17 protein-coding genes are annotated in these 19,144 nt (G+C 61.1%); 6 read left to right on the top strand and 11 right to left on the bottom strand.

The annotated features are described in order from the left end of the window. The first annotated feature begins 221 nt into the window (after positions 1-221). The 5 genes from F6V30_RS08280 (at position 222) to F6V30_RS08260 (ending at position 9,234) form a co-directional block, all read left to right on the top strand. A complete protein-coding gene (locus F6V30_RS08280) occupies positions 222-788 on the top strand; it encodes an MXAN_5187 C-terminal domain-containing protein (RefSeq protein WP_151156520.1) in 567 nt (188 codons plus the stop codon). Between the two features lie 130 nt (positions 789-918). Continuing rightward, the gene (gene mfd / locus F6V30_RS08275; protein ID WP_151156519.1) at positions 919-4,419 is read left to right on the top strand and encodes a transcription-repair coupling factor; all 3,501 of its coding nucleotides are present in this window, start codon (positions 919-921) and stop codon (positions 4,417-4,419) included. A 105-nt stretch (positions 4,420-4,524) separates the two neighbouring features. Continuing rightward, the gene (locus F6V30_RS08270) at positions 4,525-7,101 is read left to right on the top strand and encodes a putative bifunctional diguanylate cyclase/phosphodiesterase (protein WP_151156518.1); all 2,577 of its coding nucleotides are present in this window, start codon (positions 4,525-4,527) and stop codon (positions 7,099-7,101) included. Positions 7,102-7,205: 104 nt separating this feature from the next. Beyond that, on the top strand, positions 7,206-8,150 hold the full coding sequence (locus F6V30_RS08265; protein ID WP_151156517.1) for a peptidylprolyl isomerase: 945 nt from the start codon (positions 7,206-7,208) through the stop codon (positions 8,148-8,150). A gap of 103 nt (positions 8,151-8,253) precedes the next feature. Beyond that, the gene (locus F6V30_RS08260) at positions 8,254-9,234 is read left to right on the top strand and encodes a peptidylprolyl isomerase (protein WP_151156516.1); all 981 of its coding nucleotides are present in this window, start codon (positions 8,254-8,256) and stop codon (positions 9,232-9,234) included. 76 nt (positions 9,235-9,310) lie between these two features. Here F6V30_RS08260 and F6V30_RS08255 read toward each other — a convergent pair whose 3' ends face one another. Then, the gene (locus F6V30_RS08255) at positions 9,311-9,607 is read right to left on the bottom strand and encodes a hypothetical protein (RefSeq protein ID WP_151156515.1); all 297 of its coding nucleotides are present in this window, start codon (positions 9,605-9,607) and stop codon (positions 9,311-9,313) included. Next, positions 9,597-9,866, bottom strand: a complete 270-nt coding sequence (locus F6V30_RS08250; RefSeq protein WP_151156514.1) for an AbrB/MazE/SpoVT family DNA-binding domain-containing protein — start codon at positions 9,864-9,866, stop codon at positions 9,597-9,599. The genes F6V30_RS08255 and F6V30_RS08250 overlap by 11 nt, the downstream gene beginning before the upstream one ends. 497 nt (positions 9,867-10,363) lie before the next feature. Here F6V30_RS08250 and F6V30_RS08245 point away from each other — a divergent pair, with 497 nt between their 5' ends. Then, positions 10,364-11,212, top strand: a complete 849-nt coding sequence (locus tag F6V30_RS08245; RefSeq protein ID WP_151156513.1) for a hypothetical protein — start codon at positions 10,364-10,366, stop codon at positions 11,210-11,212. Between the two features lie 82 nt (positions 11,213-11,294). On the opposite strand, the gene F6V30_RS08240 is transcribed toward F6V30_RS08245, so the two are convergent. From F6V30_RS08240 to F6V30_RS08205, 9 genes are all read right to left on the bottom strand, one after another. Further along, positions 11,295-12,035, bottom strand: a complete 741-nt coding sequence (locus tag F6V30_RS08240) for a response regulator (RefSeq protein ID WP_151156512.1) — start codon at positions 12,033-12,035, stop codon at positions 11,295-11,297. 88 nt (positions 12,036-12,123) lie between these two features. After that, a complete protein-coding gene (gene rfaE1 / locus F6V30_RS08235; protein ID WP_151156511.1) occupies positions 12,124-13,596 on the bottom strand; it encodes a D-glycero-beta-D-manno-heptose-7-phosphate kinase in 1,473 nt (490 codons plus the stop codon). A 312-nt stretch (positions 13,597-13,908) separates the two neighbouring features. After that, complete coding sequence (locus F6V30_RS08230) at positions 13,909-14,757, bottom strand: energy-coupling factor ABC transporter ATP-binding protein (protein ID WP_151156956.1); 849 nt, start codon at positions 14,755-14,757, stop codon at positions 13,909-13,911. Continuing rightward, the gene (gene cbiQ, locus F6V30_RS08225; protein WP_151156510.1) at positions 14,754-15,521 is read right to left on the bottom strand and encodes a cobalt ECF transporter T component CbiQ; all 768 of its coding nucleotides are present in this window, start codon (positions 15,519-15,521) and stop codon (positions 14,754-14,756) included. Before cbiQ ends, F6V30_RS08230 begins: the two co-directional genes overlap by 4 nt. Next, a complete protein-coding gene (meaB, locus tag F6V30_RS08220; RefSeq protein WP_151156509.1) occupies positions 15,518-16,474 on the bottom strand; it encodes a methylmalonyl Co-A mutase-associated GTPase MeaB in 957 nt (318 codons plus the stop codon). The genes cbiQ and meaB overlap by 4 nt, the downstream gene beginning before the upstream one ends. Before the next feature lie 191 nt (positions 16,475-16,665). After that, positions 16,666-16,815 carry a hypothetical protein gene (locus tag F6V30_RS17055; protein ID WP_188055596.1) on the bottom strand — a complete coding sequence of 50 codons (150 nt, stop codon included), beginning with the start codon at positions 16,813-16,815 and terminating at the stop codon, positions 16,666-16,668. 15 nt (positions 16,816-16,830) lie between these two features. Beyond that, positions 16,831-17,145, bottom strand: coding sequence for an STAS domain-containing protein (locus F6V30_RS08215; RefSeq protein WP_151156508.1), 315 nt, complete (start codon positions 17,143-17,145; stop codon positions 16,831-16,833). Between the two features lies 1 nt (position 17,146). Then, the gene (locus F6V30_RS08210; protein ID WP_151156507.1) at positions 17,147-17,755 is read right to left on the bottom strand and encodes an ATP-binding protein; all 609 of its coding nucleotides are present in this window, start codon (positions 17,753-17,755) and stop codon (positions 17,147-17,149) included. After that, positions 17,752-18,954, bottom strand: coding sequence for a SpoIIE family protein phosphatase (locus F6V30_RS08205; RefSeq protein ID WP_151156506.1), 1,203 nt, complete (start codon positions 18,952-18,954; stop codon positions 17,752-17,754). Before F6V30_RS08205 ends, F6V30_RS08210 begins: the two co-directional genes overlap by 4 nt. Between the last annotated feature and the right edge of the window lie 190 nt (positions 18,955-19,144).

Genomic DNA, 19,144 nt, shown 5'->3' with positions numbered 1-19,144 from the left:
CCAGTCTCATTAGTTTAATGACGATTTTTCTAATTAAATATCGCCAGCACAGTAATATGTCAAGAGTTTTCGTTTACGGAAATAATCTTATTAACGCTTTACATATCGGGGCGATTGATTATATTTTGTTAAATTGCGGTGCATGGCTGCCGCATGGTCCGCCCCCCGTTTTCCCGGGCGGGTTCGGGGCGGCTGCAGGGAAGAGGGGATTGGGGTTTTGCATGGGAATGGCCGAGGATTTCGCAACACTCGAACAGGCGCTGGCCGATCTGGTCCTGCGCTATGAACAGTATTTCTCCGGCCTGGAGAAACGGGAACCGCTCCCCCTGCGTGGCGAGGTGGAGAGGACGGTGCGGCACTATACCGGCACGCCCATCAGCAACACCATGCTCAAACATAAATTCGCCACCCTGGTCGCCCGCTTCAACACCTACCGGGAACATTGGAACCGTATCCTCCGGCTCATGGAAGAGGGGAAGTATTCCCGCGACCGCTTCATCAGCGACCTGCATCAGAAGCAGCGCGGCGGCGCTTCACCGGCAAAGGCGGAGCCCGACCGGCCAACGCCTGCCGGGCCGGACAATCAGGTGGAGCGAGTCTACCGGGAATACTGCGAAGCCCGCAAAAGCTGCAACCTGCCGACGGACGGCATCAGCCGCGACCAGATCCGGGCGGCCATCGAGAAACAAAAACCGGCCCTCAAGGGGAAGCTGGGGACCGACGACCTGGCATTCCGGGTGGTGGTGGAAAACGGCAAACCCAAGATCAAGGCCGGCCTGAAAAAATGACCCGCCAGACCGGCGCGCCGGGATCAGGAGAGCTGCGCGACGGCACGGCGTAACCTCTCCGGTGAAAGAGCTTCCAAACGAGCCGACGAAAGCATGACCAAAGCAAGGCGCCGTGCATGATGGTACCCCCATGACCTCTCCGACAACAATCTCCCTGCCGCCCCAATTCGTGGAGTGCCTGGCTGCCCTGCGCAGGGGCGACCGGCGTATCGTTCTGCCCGGCCTGAAGGGCTCCGCCGCCGCCTACGTGGTTGCCGGCCTGCTTGGCTCGTCCCCCAAGGGGCTCCTGGTCATCACCGCCGACCAGGAGGCCGCCGACGAGTTCTGCCGGGAACTGGCCTTTTTCGGCAGCGACATCCCCCCCCTCTCCTTCCCGGCCTGGGACAGCGTCCCCTTTGCGGCCGCCTCCCCCCACCCCGACATCTCGGGCGCGCGGCTCGACGCCCTCTCCCGCATGCACGGCAATCAGGCCCGGGCGGTGGTGCTGCCGGTGGCGGCGGCCCTGCAAAAGGTCCTGCCCCGGGCCGTCTTCAACCAGGTCGCCTGCTACCTGGTGGCCGGCGAAGAGTTCGACCGTGACGAGCTTTTGGGCAAACTGGTCAGGCTCGGCTACTCCAGCGTCCCCCTGGTGGACGACCGCGGCACCTTTGCCGTCCGGGGCGGCATCCTGGACATCTTCCCCCCCAACTTCAGCACGCCGGTCAGGATCGAGTTCTTCGGGGACACGGTGGAGACCATGCGCGCCTTCGATCCCCTGACCCAGCGTTCGCTCCAGCCGGTGGAGGAACTGGTGCTGCTCCCGTCCCGGGAACTGCTCCTCACCGACGAGGTACTGGACACGATCGCGCCCCGGCTGAAACAATGCTGCGACGACCTGGACATCACGGCCGACCGGCGGCGCCTGATCCTGGAGGACCTGCGCAACGCCGTCTACTTCCAGGGCATCGAGTACCTCCAGCCGCTCCTGCACCCCGGCCTGGAGACCGTCTTCGACTATGCGCCGGCCGCGCCGGTGGTCCTGCTCGACCCCGAGGCGATCCGCGAGGCCGCGGCCCGCTTCGCCGACGAGATCGCCGCGGGGGAGGACAAGGCCCGCGCCGGCCGCCTGCCCCATTCGCCGCCGGAAGAGCTGTACCTGGACGCCGGGCAGCTTGAGGGCATCCTGGCCGGCAAAAGCCGCCTGGAACTTTCCGGACTGGCGCTGGACGGCGGGGGAGAGGCCACGACCATCGCCATCCCCTGCGAGGACAACGCCGGCATGCGGGTCTCCGTCTCCAAGGAGACCACCCACGCCCTGGCCCCCCTCTCCCAGACCCTGCGGGGATGGCTCGACCAGGACTTCCGCGTCCTGATCGCCTGCCACCAGCGCCCCCAGGCGGAGCGGCTCAAAGAGTTGCTGGCCCCTTATGCCATCCCCTGCGTCATCAGCGAGGCGACCTTCTCCGAAACCATCTCCGGCGCCACATCCGGCGTGACCATGGTCCTGGGGGAGGTCTCCCGCGGCTTTCGCCTCCCCTCCTCCCGCCTGGCCCTGGTGGCCGAGGAGGAGCTGTTCGGCAAGCGGGTCAAGCGGCGGGGCATCTCCGAGGTGCGCAAGAAACAGATCCTGGCCTCCCTGGCCGAGCTCAAGCCGGGCGACTACATGGTGCACGTGGACCACGGCATCGGCCTGTACCGGGGGCTTCAGCACGTCAATATCGCCGGCATCGGCGGCGATTTCCTGCTTCTGGAGTACGCCGGCGGCGACAAGCTCTACCTCCCCATGGACCGCCTGGGGCTGGTGCAGCGCTATGTGGGCCCCGAGGGGAGCCAGCCCGCCCTGGACAAGCTGGGGGGGAGTTCGTGGGAAAAGACCAAGGGCAAGGCCAGGAAAGACATCGAGGAGTTGGCCGGCGAACTGCTGGAGATCTATGCCAAGCGCCAGATCTGCGAGGGGTTCTCCTTTTCGCCCCCGGACGAGATGTACCGGGAGTTCGAGGCCGCCTTTGCCTGGGATGAGACCCCCGACCAGCTCTCCGCCATCCAGGACGTGCTGGCCGACATGCAGCGGTCCCGCCCCATGGACCGGCTGGTGTGCGGCGACGTGGGGTACGGCAAGACCGAGGTGGCCCTGCGGGGCGCCTTCAAGGCGGCCCTGGACGGCAAGCAGGTGGGCATCCTGGTGCCGACCACCATCCTGGCCCAACAGCACTACGAGACCTTCCACGAACGGCTCAAGGAGTACCCGGTCACGGTCGAGGTCATCTCCCGCTTCCGCACCCCCAAGGAGCAGAAGGAGCTCCTGGAGCGCCTCAAGAAGGGGGACATCGACATCATCATCGGCACCCACCGCCTGTTGCAGAAGGATGTGGCCTTCAAGGACCTGGGGCTTCTGATCATCGACGAGGAACAGCGCTTCGGGGTCAAGGACAAGGAGCGGCTCAAGGCCTTCCGGGCCGTGGTGGACGTCATGACCCTGACCGCCACCCCGATCCCCCGCACCCTGTACATGTCCATGATGGGCATCCGCGACCTGTCCATCATCGACACCCCGCCGGTGGACCGCCTGGCCGTCAAGACCTTCGTGGCCCGCTTCTCCGAGGAGCTGGTCCGGGAGGCGGTCATGCGCGAACTGCGCCGGGGAGGCCAGGTCTTTTTCGTCCACAACCGGGTCCAGACCATCGCCAAGCGCCTGGAACAGCTCAGCGCCATCGTGCCCGAGGCGAGGATCGCCGTGGGGCACGGGCAGATGAACGAGCACGACCTGGAGAAGGTCATGCTCGGTTTCATGCACGGGGAGACCAACGTGCTCCTCTGCACCACCATCATCGAATCGGGCCTGGACATCCCCAACGCCAACACCCTGATCATCGACCACGCCGACAAGTTCGGCCTGTCCCAACTCTACCAACTGCGCGGCCGGGTGGGACGCTCGACCCAGCGCGGCTACGCCTATCTGCTCGTGCCGGGCGAAGGCTCCATCAGCGGCGATGCCCGGGAACGCCTGCGCATCCTCCAGGATATCTCCGAACTGGGGGCCGGCTTCCGCATCGCCACTCACGACATGGAGATCCGCGGGGCGGGCGACATGTTGGGGAGCCGCCAGTCCGGCACCGTGGTTGAAATCGGCTTCGAACTGTACAACCAGATGCTGGAGGAGACCATCTGCCGCCTGCGGGGCGAGGAGATGACCGAACGGGTCGAGCCGGAGATCAACCTCAAGGTGCCGGCCTTCATCCCCGAGGCGTACATCAAGGAGACCGGCCAACGTCTGGTGATCTACAAGAAACTGACCCAGGCCGAGAACGAGGAGGACGTGCTGGACGTGCAGAACGAGGTCAGCGACCGCTTCGGCGCCTACCCCCTGGCCACGGCCTACCTGTTCGAGATCATGAAGCTGCGGGTCCTGTTGAAGCGCCTGCTGGTGCGGCAGATCGACTACGACGGCAAGAACATCGTTGTCTCCTTCCACCCCCGCACCCCGGCCCCGCCGGACACCATCATCGCCATGATGAAGAACGAGCCGAAGAAGTACCAGTTCACCCCCGACTATCGTCTGGTGGCGGCCATCAAGGGCAGCGCCTTCGAGGATATCCTGGACGCGGCCCGCACGCTGCTGCTGCGCCTGCTGCCGCCCGCCGCCGCTCCTTAACGAAAAATAATGACGCCCCGTGTTGAATTATCAGGATAAACAGGATATATATTGTCTTCTATCGTTTCCGATTCGCCCATCCTTCACCCTTGCAGGACCCCGGCAATGAAAAACAAACCATCCAGTCCCATAACGCTGAAACGCTTTATCGTTATCGCCAGCCTGGCCGTGTCGAGCATCACCTTCCTGATCGTCCTGGCCGTCAGCTCCTATATCTACAAGAAACACCTCGAGAGCTCCCTGACCCGTCTTTCCGGTTCCATCTCCCAGCAGATCTTCAGTTCCATACACCAGGGCATGGAACGGGGCTGGACCCGCATCGACATCGACCTATTCCTCACCCAGTTCCGCCGGGCCTTTCCCGAGACCTTCACGGCCGCGGTATTCCGGAGCGAGGCGATCAACCGCCAGTACGGCACCCCTTCGAGCGAGATCACGGACAGCGGCGCCCAGCGGGTATTTGCCAAGGGCACGCCCCACTCCCGGCGGGACGGGGATCTGATCAGCCAGTACTACCCCTTCAAGGCGGAAGAGCAATGCCGGACCTGCCACCTGACGGCCCGTGCCGGAGAGGTCCTGGGGGTGGTGAGGGTCACCGAGGATTTCCGCGCCATGCGGCAGAAGGCGATGCACGACATCTTCGTCATCTTCGCCCTGTTCTCGCCCTTCCCCCTGGTGATGTCCTTCCTGGTCGCCGGCTACGTCAACCGCCGCATCGGAGCGGCGGTCGATCTACTCAGCCACAAGGTGCAGACGGTCAACCGGGTCACCGACCTCACCACCCTGGAACTGGGGAACCAGCACACCGGGTTTGCGGAGTTGGACAACATCTTCGGCGAGTTCGGCAAGATCGTGGAGCGGATCAGGAAGGTTGCCGTGGGCAAGGAGATGCTGGAGTTCGAGATCCAGGTGCTGGAACGGTTCATCATCACCTCCGAGTCCATCAAGGACTGGAAGGAGCGGGTCGCGTACCTTTTGACCGAGGTCGGCAAGGTCATGCAGGTCTACACCATGTTCTGCATCTTCCAGGTGGATGACGAAATTTTCGATATCGAAATCTTCTGGAAGCATCCCCCCACCGCCGAGACCAAGGGCATCATGGAAGAGATCATCCGGGGGAGGATCAAAGAGGAGCACATCAAGATCGACATGCCTGCCTCCATCAAGGTGGTCCACAACATCGTCGGCAGCCAGGACGCGCCCCTCCACCTGGACCGGGCCGCGATCGAGCTGCAAACCAAATCCCTGCTCCTCAAGGCGCCCCAGATCGGCGGCGTGGTGGGCATCGGTTTCCAGTCCAAAATGGCCACCGACCCGATCCGCTCCCTGGTCATCGACAGCATCCTCACCACCATGCTCAACGTGGTCGGCTCCATCAAGGCCATCTACAAGTACACCAAGGACCTCGAATACTATGCCACCCGCGACCCCCTGACCAACCTGTACAACCAGCGCGTATTCTGGGAACTGCTCGGATACGAGGTGGGGCGCGCCGAGCGGCACGACTACAGTTTCGGCCTGCTGTTGATCGACCTGGACAATTTCAAGTGCGTCAACGACACCCACGGCCACCTCTTCGGCGACAAGTTCCTGACCAAGGTCGGGGCCACCATCCACGAATGCCTGCGCAAGGGGGACATCCTGGCACGCTACGGCGGCGACGAATTCACCGTCGCCATTGTGGAGGCGGACAAGGAGCAGGTCTACATGGTGGCGAACCGGATCAGGGAGGCCCTGGAGGAGATGGCGGTGGTCTCCGCGGAGGGCATCACGGTCCGCGGCACCGCCTCCATCGGCATGGCGATCTATCCGATCCACGCCCAAAACGAAAAGGACCTGTTCATCTTCGCCGACAACATGACCTACAAGGCCAAGAACTCGGGCAAGAACCGGCTGGTCGTCCCGACGGAAGACGACGTGATCGAGGTCTTCAAGAAGAGCGGCGAACTCTCCCGCACACTCATCAAGGCGGTGGACGAGAAACGGATCACCCCCTACTTCCAGCCCATCGTCGCCACGTCCGACGGCGCCGTCATCTGCCACGAGGTGCTCTGCCGGATCGAGATCGGAGGCGAGGTTCTTCCCGCGGTCGAATTCATCGAGATGGCCGAGGCCCTCGGCATCATCAGCAAACTGGACTACATCCTCATGGAAAAGGTCTTTCAGAAGGTCCGGGCGGAACGGCACGAGGGGATACTTTTCATCAACCTCTCCCCCAAATCCCTCATCCTCAATGAATTCATCCCGACCATCATCAGGCTGACCCGCACCTATGGCATCGACCACGAGAAGATCGTCTTCGAACTGACGGAGCGGGAAACCGTCAAGAACATGACCCTGCTGGAACGGTTCGTGGAGGAATTGAAGCTCGAAGGCTTCAAGTTCGCCATCGACGATTTCGGGTCGGGCTTTTCCTCGTTCCAGTACATCCGGCGGTTGCCGGTGGATTTCGTCAAGATTGAAGGGGTATTTGTGCGCAACATGCTCCACGACCCCAAGGATATGGCCTTCGTCAAGACCCTTGCCGTGCTGGCCAAGGAGTTCGGCATCCAATCGGTCGCGGAATATATCGAAAACGAGGAGCTGTTCGAGGCGGTGCGGAAAATGGGGATCGACTACGCCCAGGGATACCATACCGGCATGCCGATGCCCGGCTTTGCGGAGCCCTCCCGGATAGTGTGAAAAGCCGCCGGAAACGGCACAAAAAGAGTTGCCACCTTGTTCGGTGTGTGATATTTTTTTGAGGTTTTTAACAACTTCATCGCCTCAAAAATAAAGGAGATTCCGTGAAAGCTATCGCCAGCACCAAAACCATCGCCGCCGCCCTCTGCATAGCAGCCCTTTTCGGTTGCCAGAAGGGGTCAACAGGGTCAACAACGGAAACGAAGAAGGAAGGGCAGGTCGTGGCCGAGGTCAACGGCAGCACCATCACCACCGGCGACTTCGCCCGCGAGTTGAAGAATCTCCCCGAGTACCTCAAGAGCATGGCCGACACCCCCCAGGGACGCAAGGAAATGATGGACACCATGGTGATCCGCGAACTGATCCTGCAGCAGGCGGCCAAGGACGGCCTGGACAAGAGCCCGGAGATCGCCGAAAAGCTGGCCGACCTCAAGAAGCGCCTGATTGTCGAGTCGTTCCTGAAGAAGAAGGTCGAGACCGACGCCAAGGTCTCCGACGAGGACCTGAAAAAATTCTACGAGCAGAACAAGGATAAATTCAAAACCGGCGATCAGATGAGGGCCAGCCACATCCTGGTCAAAACCGAAAAGCAAGCCAAGGATATCCTGGCCCAGATCAAGGCCGGCGGGAAATTCGAAGAACTGGCCAAGAAGAACTCCGTAGACGCATCCGCGGCACAGGGCGGCGATCTGGGGTGGTTCGGCAAAGGCTCCATGGTGCCGGTTTTCGAAAAGGCCGCCTTGGCGCTGAAGGAAGGCCAGGTCTCCGACGTGGTTAAATCCGACTTCGGCTATCACATCATCAAGCTGACCGGCAAACGCGCCGCCGGCGTCCGCCCCTTCGAAGAGGTCAAGGAGCAGATCAAGGCCGCCGTCATGCCGGGTAAACAGCAGGAGGTCTTCCAGAAGATCAAGGACGAGTTGAAGAAAACCGCAAAGATCAACATCAAGGAAGACGTGCTGAACAGCATCGGCGGCGCCAAAGGCGACGGCAAGCCTGCGGCTGCTCCGGCTGCCGCCCCGGCAACTCCGGCCGCACCCGGCAAATAACGCCCCGTGACCGGCCCGGACCATATCCGCATATAACTCCAACAACAGAAAGGGTGGGCTCTGCCCGCCCTTTCTCGTTTTCCCCGACGAGAGACCCACGCCCATGAGACGAAACACCTGTACCCTGCTGCTCATCTGCCTGTTCCTGGCGCCCGCCGGAGCCCATGCCAAGGTGGTCAACGCCATTGCCGCCATCGTCAACGACGAGATCATCACCCTGCACGAGATTAACCGCGAAGCCCAGCCGGCCCTGCGCGACGCGGACCAGAAGTCGCCCCTGGACGACGCCGGCCGCAGCAGGATCCGTCACGCCGTCCTGAACCAGCTGGTCGAGAAGAAGCTGATCGAGCAGAAGGCCCGGGAGTTGAACATCAAGATCGGCGACGAGGAAATCCGCCAAGCCATCGACGACGTGAAGCGGCAGAACAAGCTCCCCTCCCAGGAGGCGCTGGTGTCCGCCCTGGCCACCCAGGGGCTCACCTTCGACCAGTACCGGGACCAGTTGCGGGACCAGCTTGAACGACTCAGGCTGGTCAGCATGGAGGTCCGCGCCAAGATCCAGGTGGGCGAGTCGGAGATGCGGGAGTACTACGAGGCCAACCAGGCGAAATACACGGAAGAGGAGAGTTATCACGCCCGGCACATCTTTTTCCGCACCAGCGAAAAGGCCCCGGCCGAGGAGATCAAGCGCGCCATGACCACCGCCCTGATGGTGCTGGCCGAGGCCAAAAGCGGCAAGGATTTTGCCGAATTGGCCAAGAGCTACTCGGAAGACCCGGCGGCCCGCAAGGACGGCGGCGACCTGGGGGTGTTCAAGAAGGGGGACATGCTGCCGGAACTGGAGCAGACCATCCTGGCCCTGAAGCCGGGCGAGGTGAGCGAACTGGTTTCCACCCCTGCCGGATTTCACATCATCAAGCTGGAGGAGCGGATCAAGGGTAAGGTAAAGCCGTTCGAGAGCGTCAAAGCCGAGATCGAGGACACCATCTACCGGAAAAAATCCGAGGAGCGCTTCAGCCAGTGGGCAAAGGAGTTGCGCAGCAGGGCCAGCGTGGAGATCAAGGATTTGAAGGGGATTTTGTAGGCGCTTTACCGTTGGGTGATGTAATAACAACAGCCGTTCCTCCTGTCAGGGGGAACGGCTGTTTGCGTTTCGGCCCCTATTTCCTGTATGCCTTGTCGTGTTGGATATGCAGGCTGACCAGCACAATGGTTGGCCCGTTGAGGAGACAGGTAATGGCGCGGGCGCTGCCCGTAACGCGGAGGGAGTAAAGTTGCCGGCCGGTAGACGGTTCAATCATGCCGTGCAGTTTTTCAAAGTTGAGGCCGGGATGGTTCCAGAGCTGCGGCAGATCGAGTTCCTGGAGCAATCCGAGCATCTTGGCGGCAGCCTTGCGGATCGGCAGTTCGGCCGCCATGACCGCTTCATCGAATGCCGGGCGAATCTCAATCCTCACCGGACCACCTCTTGGCTACCTTCCCAACGTCTTTGGCGGATTCGACCACCACGGACGGCCTTGGGTCGGCAAGCGATGTGCTGACAGCCTGCTTGACCTCGGCGGTCCAGGCCCACAACTGGTGTTTCGGCACCGGTTCCACGGGGATCAGCATGATCCGGCCGTCTTCCAGGATTTCAAGGTCAATGGCATCCCCCGGTTCTATCCCGGCGGTCGGGGGCAATGTAATGCGGCGCCTAGCGTCTGTTTGTAGCAACATGGCACTTACCTCTTTTTAAAACCATACCACAAACAGAATAATCCGGGCAATACCCATTTGCCTAATAGTGGCATTGTGGCATTCAGCAACCAGGCAGCACTGTTTTGTATCTCGTAGCTGACGAGGCTGTTGGTTTTGCTTGTGGCGTGCGACAAATATTCTTTATTTGATGGGACGTTATGTGATATGGAGGGACATGTTCACAAACACACAGGGGCAAACAAAGTAGGGACGCATTGCATGCGCCCCCTATCAGGGACAACGCACGTTGATAGAGGGCTGCCAGCAGGGCACCCTGCTGATAGCGGCAATCCGGGCTAATCGGATCGACTATTGCCGCTACAACCAGCCGCATCAATGCTTTCTTATCACCTTTTTTGCTTAATTCCGGGGCTGTTTTATAAAATGTGTGGGCCTGACACTTGTCATTTGTCCTAGCCAGACAAACACAGCGGGGAACCCGCTGTTCTGCCAAATTGTTGAAAGGAGTAAAGAAGATGAATAAAAATCCATTTCAAGCCTATGTAGATGAGATAGAGAGACTTAAGAATGATTTGTTTGAAGCAAGATACACAATATTGAACCTTATGCCGGAAAAATTCGAACGTCTATTAAAGGGCTATTACCAAGTAAAGTCAAGACAAGAGGGTTATGCTTGGGAGCATGATGTTGCTGAACAGATTATCGCTGAAGCAAATATTCTTTCTAAGGAAGAAGGAAGCTTTTTGGAAGATAGGGCATACTGTCCTCTTTGTGGGAGGGGCAGTAATAGTCCTTATGACCGAGGGTTTGCTATCCCTGAGGGGCTGAGGCGACACCTGACTGGTTGGGGTAATAACTCCCGGTGCGATGTTATGGAAGCTGCATTTCGTTTAGCACGGGATCATTGGCATAGATCGTTTCATGAAAAAGAGGAACAAGAAAAAAAGGAAAAGGAGCAGATTCTTTTTGAAAGAAGGAGAAAAGAGACTCTTTTCTTTGTTGATCTATATTCTCAACCTTGTCTTTTGGAGGAGGGAGTATACACCTATGATGGGCGGGTACGTAACGAAGAAGAACTTCTTTGGGCTGAACAACGACTGCATGGATTGGGAGTGAATAGCTTAATAGAAGGCAATGTTAAGAAGTATATTGATGAGTATGAAGAATACCTTGTACTTGCTGATCCTAGGGTCAACGGAAAGATTTCATTCAAGGTCTATAGAAAACCACTGATCAAAAAAGGCAAAATCGGTGTAAAACGCCCACTGTATCAGTCCTTCTACATGCAGGATGCCTGGAAAAATGATTTACCGGCTAAGTATACTTCTAGAGTCAGAGAATGCATAAATTCACTGAAGCGTTAGACAAGACCGCAGCTGGGGACCTGATACAGACTCGAACCACGCCGCATCCATACCATGAATGGGAAGCAGAACGCCGCCCCCCCTACTCCCGCCGCCGCAGATACCCCAGAAACTCCTCGCAGGTAAGCTGCTTCTTGGAAACCAGGTTGGCCACCTCCCGCGCCATGGCCTTCTTTTCCCCCTCCTTCATCTCCTCCTTGAGCAGCACGAACAGGGGGGTATTGCGGCTGTAGGGGTAGAGGCGGATCTTTTCCAATAGCTCGAAGGCCGACATATCCGGGAGCATCAGGGTACTGAAGGCCAGGTACTTGGGCCTGATGGAGATCAACGCCATGGCCTCCTTGCCGGTATATCCCTTGACGATCTCGAACCCCACCGATTCCACGGCCCGGGCGAGGTTTTCCTCTCCCGAACGGGAGACGACCAGCGCCTGCAGGTCCCAGGTTTCGGCGTCCTCGGTCAGGCCGTACACCGCCAGCCGCTCCAGGAGGTAATGGTCGTCCACCGGCAGGGTAAAGAAGCCGGCCACCGGGAACACGCCCCCTATGGCGCCCTTCTCGCTCAAAAACACCGGCAGGATGGGGATGTTGCGGGTCGCCGGATCGCTCTTGATCTGACGGAGCAGGCCCCAGCCGTCGTCGGAAAAGGGGGAGATGTCCAGGATGATGCCGAGGGGGCGGCCCGAGGCCACGTTTTCCAGGCGTTCCAGGCGATTCCTGTAGCCGCCGCTCTCCAGGTATGCAGTGAGGACCTGCCCGCGGCCGCTCTCCGCTTGTACCCCCAGAATCCACAGTTCCCGATCGGTGACGGCTTGTTCTGACATAACCACTCCTCTTCGATCACACCAGGTAAGATTGAATCTTCATGTCCTGCTAGAATTGTAGGATAAAAACCGGCTAATGCAACCCAAGTCAGTTGCCGGAGTAGCGCTCCAGCACGCGTTCGATGATGTTGGTGGTGGATTTGCCGTCCACAAACGAAACCAGTTCCACCCGCCCGCCGTAGGCCTCCACCACATCCTTGCCCACGACCCCGTCGGCGGTGTAGTCCCCCCCCTTGGCCAGGATATGGGGCTTCAATGCCGTGATCAACTCCAGGGGGGTGTCCTCGTCGAAGATCACCACGTAATCGATGCAGTCCAGTGCCGCCAGGATGTGGGCCCGCTCATCCTCGGCGATCAGGGGGCGTTTGGGGCCCTTGAGCCGGCGCACCGAGGCGTCGCTGTTGAGGCCCAGCACCAGGATGTCCCCAAGGCGGCGCGCCTTCTGGAGATATTTGACATGCCCGGCGTGCAGCAGGTCAAAGCAGCCGTTGGTGAAGACGATCCGCTTGCCGTTGGCCTTCTCCGCCTCGATGATGGCGGGGAGCACATCCCGGTTCTTGATCTTGGATTCGCTGTCGTGGTGGCCGAGGGCCACGGCATCGATGATCTCGGCTGGCGCGACCGTGGAGGTCCCCAGCTTGCCGACCGCAATGCCGGCGGCCACGTTGGCCAGCCCGGCCGCCTCGGCCATGGTCAGCCCGGAGGCCATGCCCACCGCCAGGGTGGCCAGGACCGTGTCGCCGGCGCCGGAGACGTCGAACACCTCCCGGGCCACGGTCGGGATATGGACCGCGGTGCCGTGGCGCGTGAACAGGGACATCCCCTCCTCGCTGCGGGTAATCAGCAGGTGTTCCAGCCCGGCGGTTTCCATGATCGACTCGGCGGCCCGGGAGAGGGAGTCCATGTCGTGGATGGCCATCCCGGAAGCGGTTTCGGCCTCCTTCCGGTTGGGGGTCAGGATGGTCGCGCCGTGGTAGCGGGCAAAGTCCGCCCCCTTGGGGTCCACCAGCACGGGGACGGCGGCTTTGGCGGCAGCGGCGACGGCGGCCTCGATGACCCGCTGGGTCAGCACCCCCTTGTTGTAGTCGGAGAGCAGGATGACGCCGAACTCCCCGGCGTGGGCGGCGATCCAGGCGCACACCTGTTCTTCCACATCCTTGGGCAGGGGGGTGCGCGATTCCCGGTCGATGCGCACGATCTGCTGGTTGGAGGCCACCACCCGGGTTTTGCGGCTGGTGCGCCGCCCCGGATCGCGGAACACGGCCTCCGTACCGGCCGCCTGGCGCCCGAGGGCGGACAACAAGACTTCGCCGTTGGCGTCCTGTCCCACGACCGAGCAGACCGTCACCTGCGCCCCCAGGGCCCGCAGGCTGTTGACCACGTTCCCCGCCCCCCCCAGGCGCAATTCCTCGCGCAGCACATCCACCACCTGCACCGGGGCTTCGGGGGAGATGCGCTCGGTCTTGCCCCACAGGTACTCGTCCAGCATCAGGTCGCCCATGACCAGGCATTTGACGGTGCCGATGCGGTTAAACAGCGATTCCAGCGATTTACGGTCCACGAAAACTCCCTGTGCATATCAGGATCAGTGATTAACCCCGGAAAAAACCGTTATCCACCACAAAGGCACAAAGAGCACAAAGGATTTATAGAATTAGGGGCGAAAGGTATTCACCCAAAAGGTGAGTCCAGCCAATCATGAAATTGTCATGTAAATAGCTGAAATCATACTTTGTGTAGCTTTGTGTTCTTTGTGTCTTTGTGGTGAACTGCTTTTTTAGGTTCACATCTCTTCACTATTCCATTTTTGACTTTCTCTGTGTACCTCTGTGTCTCTGCGTCTCTGTGGCAGAATTACAGATTTTAGTCATAATCATGCCGGGCCCTGCCCGCCCATGGTCTCCAAGATCTCCCGACGCGCCGCGCCGATGGTCAGGGGGAGCCGTTTGAAGGGGAGATGGTCGTCGATCCTCAGCCGGTGGATCAGCTCGGCGATGTAGGGAAGGCGCAGCTTGACGTTTGCCAACTCCTCCGGGGAATGGAAGACCTCCTCCGGTGTGCCGCTGCGTACCAGCCCTCCCCGGCTCAGGACGTGGAGGCGGGAGAGAAAGACCGGCACCAGGTCCACGCTATGGGTCGCCATGACGATGGTCACCCCCGACTCCCGGTTCAGGCGGGTCAAGAGTTCCATCATGCGGTGTTCCCCCATGGGGTCAAGGCCGGCGGTCGGTTCGTCCAGGAGCAGGATCTCGTGTCCCATGGCCAGGAGCCCGGCGATGCAGACCCGCTTTTTCTGGCCGTAACTCAGATTCTGGATGTCCTTGCGGGCCAGGCCGGCCATCTCCACCGCCTCCAGCGCCTCGGAGACCCTGCGGCCCACCTCGGTCTCGCCGCACCCCATGTTGCGGGGGCCGAAGGCCACATCCTCGTACACCGAATGGGCGAAGAGCTGGTCGTCCGGGTTCTGGAACACCAGCCCCATCTTGCCGTAGATCTCCCGGGGGGAAAGTCGCCGGATCTCGTCCCCGTCCAGGAGCACCTGGCCGGTGAACTCCTTGACGATGCCGTCCAGAATCTTGAGCAGGGTGGTCTTGCCGGAGCCGTTGGAACCCAAGATGCCGCAGAACTCCCCCGGCATGACCTCAAGGCGGATATCGTTCAGGGCGGCGGTGCCGTCGGGATAGCGGAACGAGGCGATCTGTGCGCTCAGGCGCGGGGTCATCGCGGCCAATTCTGTACGCTCCATGCGGCGGTTGCCACGACGGCAAAAACGACCAAACCGGCCACCTGCGCCATGCTCAGCCGGGCGCCGCGCAGAAGCGGCAGGGAGCCGTCGTAGCCCCGCTGCGTCATGGCGGTGGTCATGGCATCGCTGTTGTCGAAAGCGCGGATGACCAGCATGCCGGCCATGGTGCCGAAGGAGCGGAGGCCGCGGCGCAGGCCGCAGTAGCCGAGGCGGTTTTTCTGGGCCGTATAGACCGTGGCGGCATCGTCGTACAGCATGAACAGGGAGCGCCAGGCGAACAGGGTCACTTCCACCAGGGCGCGGGGGACCCGTAGCCAGGCCAGGGCCGCCATGGTTTCGGTAAAGGTCGCCACCTGGCCCAGGAGCACCGCCACCGACACCGCCCCCATGATGCGGGCAGCGATCACCAGGCCCGCCTGGAAGCCGTCGGCGTGGAAGGCGACAGCAAAGGAGCCGAGCCTGAACAACTCGACCGCGCTCCCCGCCCCCATGCACGATTTCAGGATGAGGACCACCGCGGCGATGAACAGGGGGTGCAGTAGGCGCACCAGGAGCGTTCGCACCCCCATGCCCTGCACCAGGGCAGCCGGCAGGCAGAAGGCCGCCACGATCCACGGGAAGAGCGCGCCGGTGGAACTGACGACCAGCGCCAGCAACACGCCGGCGGCCAGCAGGCGGATGCGCGGATCGACAGCCGCGGCAACCCCGCCCGTGGCACCCTGTCGCTGCAGGTGTCTCATGGTTCGGCCACGCCTCCGGTCATGCGCGAAATCACCGCCTCGGCCGCCGAATAGGGGTCGAGGGTGTTGTCGCCCATGCCGTCCACGATCCGCTCCAGGCTCCCGTCGCGTCCCATGAACGCCAGGGCGTGCCGGTAGAGGCCGTCCCGCAGGATATCCACAAAATGCCGCTGGTTGCGTTCCCGCACGAAATCGGCGATCCGGCCGCTGGTAACGAGGAAGTCCCGGTGGGCCAGGATCTCGCCTGACAGTTCATCGATACCGACGCCGCGCTGGGCTTCGGTCTTGAGGACCTGGGGGTTCCACCCCCCCTCGGGGGCGGTGCGCATCTCCAGCATGGCGGCCAGTTCCCGGGCGGTGCGGTCGGCACCGTCGCGGTCGGCCTTGTTGACCACGAAAATATCGCCGATCTCCAGAATGCCAGCCTTGATGGCCTGAATGTCGTCGCCCAGCCCCGGCACCATGACGACACAGGTGGTGTGGGCGGTCTTGACGATATCCACCTCGTCCTGGCCGACGCCGACGGTTTCGATGATAACGATATCCATGCCCAAGGCATCCATTACCAGCGCCACATCGGAGGTGGAACGGGACAGGCCGCCCAGGGCGCCGCGGGTCGCCAGGCTGCGAATGAAGACCCCCTCGTCGGAGGCGTGGCGGTTCATGCGGATGCGGTCACCCAGAATGGCACCGCCGGTGAAGGGGCTGGTGGGGTCGATGGCCACCACCCCCACCTTCTTCCCCTTCTTGCGGAAGGATGCGGTCAACTGGTCCACCAGGGTCGATTTGCCGGCCCCCGGAGGGCCGGTGATGCCGATGATGTAGGCCGTGCCGGTGTGGGGGTAGAGCCGTTTCAACTCCTCGACCGCGAGGGGCCGGTTGTCGTCGATATCGCGCATCATGCGCGCCGCGGCACGGATATCACCGTTCAAAACCTGATCTGCGAGGGACATGGGACACCTTCCCCAAAGAAAGAGATGCACAACCGAATGGGTACATATATCACGGGCGGGGAGCGAATACAACGCCTCTGCTGACGGCTAAAGGGGGACGGGGGCGCCCCCCGGAAAGAGGGACAAGGGCGGGGCGCACCGGAGCGCGGATGCGGTGCCGCGGGACAAAAGCCGCGCCCTGCGCGGCGAAACTACTCGCCGAACAGAATGCGCGACAGGTATTCTCCGTAATAGCTCGTGTTGCTCTTTTTGTACTCGGCGGCCAGTTCCCTGAACTTTTCGATCTGTAGGTCAAGGTCCGAATAATCGAAGACCCGCCAACACTTTCTGGGGTTCCACATGGCAATGACTCCTGGTTATAACCGTTTTGCCTCGGGTGCCAGCAGATAGATACCGGTCATCTTGAAGAGCATGGTATTGATCTGGCTGGCCCCTTGAATACTGATCTCCGCCTGCTTCTCCGTCTTGATGCTCTTGATGGAACGGAGCAGCAGGGCGATGCCCATGGAATTTATGCGGCCGGCGCCGCTGAAGTCGAAGACCACCGACTTCTTGGATATCTTCCGGTTCAGCTCTTCAAAGTGGCTGTCCGCGTGGCTGTCGATGTTCCCGTGAAAATGAACCGTGTCGTTGATGCTGCCGCTTTTGATCTCAATCTTGAAATTTTCCATGTCAGATCGCTCCATATTCGCATGAATCGGGATTAAGCAGGAGATAGCCCCCTACCGATGTTTTCAGGCCGGGCACAAAATTGACGTAAAAATCTTTCATGAATTTCCACATGAAGTAGAGCCCGCGGCCGGCCCGGTCGGTGGAGGTATCGTGGGCCAGGTTGATGGCGAGGAATCCCTGCACGGTTTCGGGGGAAAGCCGCCCCCAACTGTCGCTGACCTCCAGGAAAAGCCGTTCGCCGTCAAAGGCGCAGCGCAGCACGATCTCCTCGCCGGGGACGAGGCTGCGTCGTTCCCCTTTGGCGTAGATCTGGTTGCCGTCCGTATCCCGGGGCGCGGCGTACAGGGCGTTTTCCAGCATCTCATCCGCCATCAGGGCGGCGCGCTGCCGCAAAAACTCGTGGGAGGGGCCGTCGCCTTCGACAACGCGCTCCACGCGGCCGATGAGTTCCTCCTTGTCCTCGGAGGAGAGGACCGGCCACTCGTGCACCTGGGGAAACCCGCTGAAGGAGATGGGGGGGGCAGGAGAGCAGATGATCCCGCCATGGGTGTTCAGACTGAACATATTGATGGTCTCTCTTTGATATTTTTTGAGAAGTCCGGCGATCATGGAGCCTGCTCCGCAGCAACCACCAGAAGTGTTACGTCGTCCTCGAAGGATTCGGCGCCGGTGAAACCGCGCACCTCGTCAAGCAGCCCGCCCCGGAAGGATTCCGGGCTTTCCCCGGAGTTATGCCGGGCGTAGTGGGCGAAGCGTTCATAGCCGAACTCCTCCCCCTCCCCGTTGCTGGCCTCGATGATGCCGTCGCTGTAGAGGGCCAGGAGGTCGCCGCTCCCGAAATCGATCTCGATCTCCCCGTATTCGCTATCCCTGTCGAAACCGAGGGGGAAACCGGAGGTCCCGTCCAGCATGGCAACCGTTGCGTCCGCCGACCGGTACAGGAACGGGTAATTGTGGCCGGCATTGGCGAGGGATGCCGTGCCCGCTTTCCGGTCGATGACGGCAACAACGGCGGTCATCATCAGGGAGTTGGACGCCGTGGCGGTCACGGCCTTGTTCATCCCTCCGAGCAGCTTTCCCGGCGTCGCCACGCCACTGTCCAAAAGCAGATGCAGTCCCGCCTTCGCGGCGGTGGCCACCATGCCCGACTGGATGCCGTGGCCGCTCACATCCCCCACCATGACCCCCAGACGGTCCTGGTCGATGAAGAAGTAATCATACACATCGCCGCTGATCTCCGAGGAGTTGAGCAGCACCGCATCCAGCACCAGACCGGCGTAGCGGCAGGCCGCCGGAGGCAGCAGATCCCGTTGGATTCGGCGGGCCTTTTCCACCTCCTCCCGTATCCTGGCGCTCAAGGTTTCAAGGGTTGCAAGAAGATGGGCCTGGGACCGGGATATGGCCATCAGGAGTTCGGCGACATGCACGATCCCGACGCACTCCCCGCCGCGGATGACCGGGAAGGAATCAGTATCAAGGCCGGGGTCGTATTCCAGCAGCGTGGCCAGCGCCTCGTTCACGCCGCATCCGGGGGCGACGGTAGGCGGCGCGCAATTCACCAGGGAGCTGATCGGCTTTTTGCCGAACAGTTCCATGGCAAAAGGCCGGGACAGATGGCGGGTGAAGAGATCTCTCCGGCTGATGACCCCTCCGAACCCGCCGGCGCCCACGACCGGTATCATCATCAGGTCCGGGTTTTCCTGGAAGATGTCGGCCACCTGCCTGACCGGCACGTCGGAAAGAACCGGCGTGGCGTTTCTCATAACCCCGTCGATGGTGGGAAGTTGTTGGTTGTCGTGGCCTGTCATAATCCCAATCCCGCACTGCAGCGCTGTACCGGTTTCCCCTCGTGGGGTGCCGCAATGAACCGGCTTCGGGCACTACCTTACCCGCCGATTGCTACGATCAGGTTGCAGCCGGGAAAGTTATTTGCGACATTCCGGCACGGGTGCACGGATGAAAAGGGGATAATTCGCGGGGGGGGGGGAGTCGTTTGTT

Origin of the sequence: Oryzomonas sagensis, assembly GCF_008802355.1 — a bacterium.
GTDB lineage: Bacteria > Desulfobacterota > Desulfuromonadia > Geobacterales > Pseudopelobacteraceae > Oryzomonas > Oryzomonas sagensis.
Note: the sequence above shows the minus strand (reverse complement) of the source record. Positions and strands in the feature narration are given on the sequence as shown.

Bases quoted from the DNA above. Each gene is read 5' to 3' on its own strand.
- mfd (WP_151156519.1), top strand. From the start codon at position 919: ATGACCTCTCCGACAACAATCTCCCTGCCGCCCCAATTCGTGGAGTGC.
- cbiQ (WP_151156510.1), bottom strand. From the start codon at position 15,521: ATGAGACACCTGCAGCGACAGGGTGCCACGGGCGGGGTTGCCGCGGCT.
- F6V30_RS08205 (WP_151156506.1), bottom strand. From the start codon at position 18,954: ATGACAGGCCACGACAACCAACAACTTCCCACCATCGACGGGGTTATG.
- F6V30_RS08245 (WP_151156513.1), top strand. From the start codon at position 10,364: ATGAATAAAAATCCATTTCAAGCCTATGTAGATGAGATAGAGAGACTT.
- F6V30_RS08280 (WP_151156520.1), top strand. From the start codon at position 222: ATGGGAATGGCCGAGGATTTCGCAACACTCGAACAGGCGCTGGCCGAT.
- F6V30_RS08260 (WP_151156516.1), top strand. From the start codon at position 8,254: ATGAGACGAAACACCTGTACCCTGCTGCTCATCTGCCTGTTCCTGGCG.
- F6V30_RS08210 (WP_151156507.1), bottom strand. From the start codon at position 17,755: ATGATCGCCGGACTTCTCAAAAAATATCAAAGAGAGACCATCAATATG.
- F6V30_RS08215 (WP_151156508.1), bottom strand. From the start codon at position 17,145: ATGGAAAATTTCAAGATTGAGATCAAAAGCGGCAGCATCAACGACACG.
- F6V30_RS08270 (WP_151156518.1), top strand. From the start codon at position 4,525: ATGAAAAACAAACCATCCAGTCCCATAACGCTGAAACGCTTTATCGTT.
- F6V30_RS08240 (WP_151156512.1), bottom strand. From the start codon at position 12,035: ATGTCAGAACAAGCCGTCACCGATCGGGAACTGTGGATTCTGGGGGTA.
- F6V30_RS08250 (WP_151156514.1), bottom strand. From the start codon at position 9,866: ATGTTGCTACAAACAGACGCTAGGCGCCGCATTACATTGCCCCCGACC.
- F6V30_RS08230 (WP_151156956.1), bottom strand. From the start codon at position 14,757: ATGACCCCGCGCCTGAGCGCACAGATCGCCTCGTTCCGCTATCCCGAC.
- meaB (WP_151156509.1), bottom strand. From the start codon at position 16,474: ATGTCCCTCGCAGATCAGGTTTTGAACGGTGATATCCGTGCCGCGGCG.
- F6V30_RS17055 (WP_188055596.1), bottom strand. From the start codon at position 16,815: ATGTGGAACCCCAGAAAGTGTTGGCGGGTCTTCGATTATTCGGACCTT.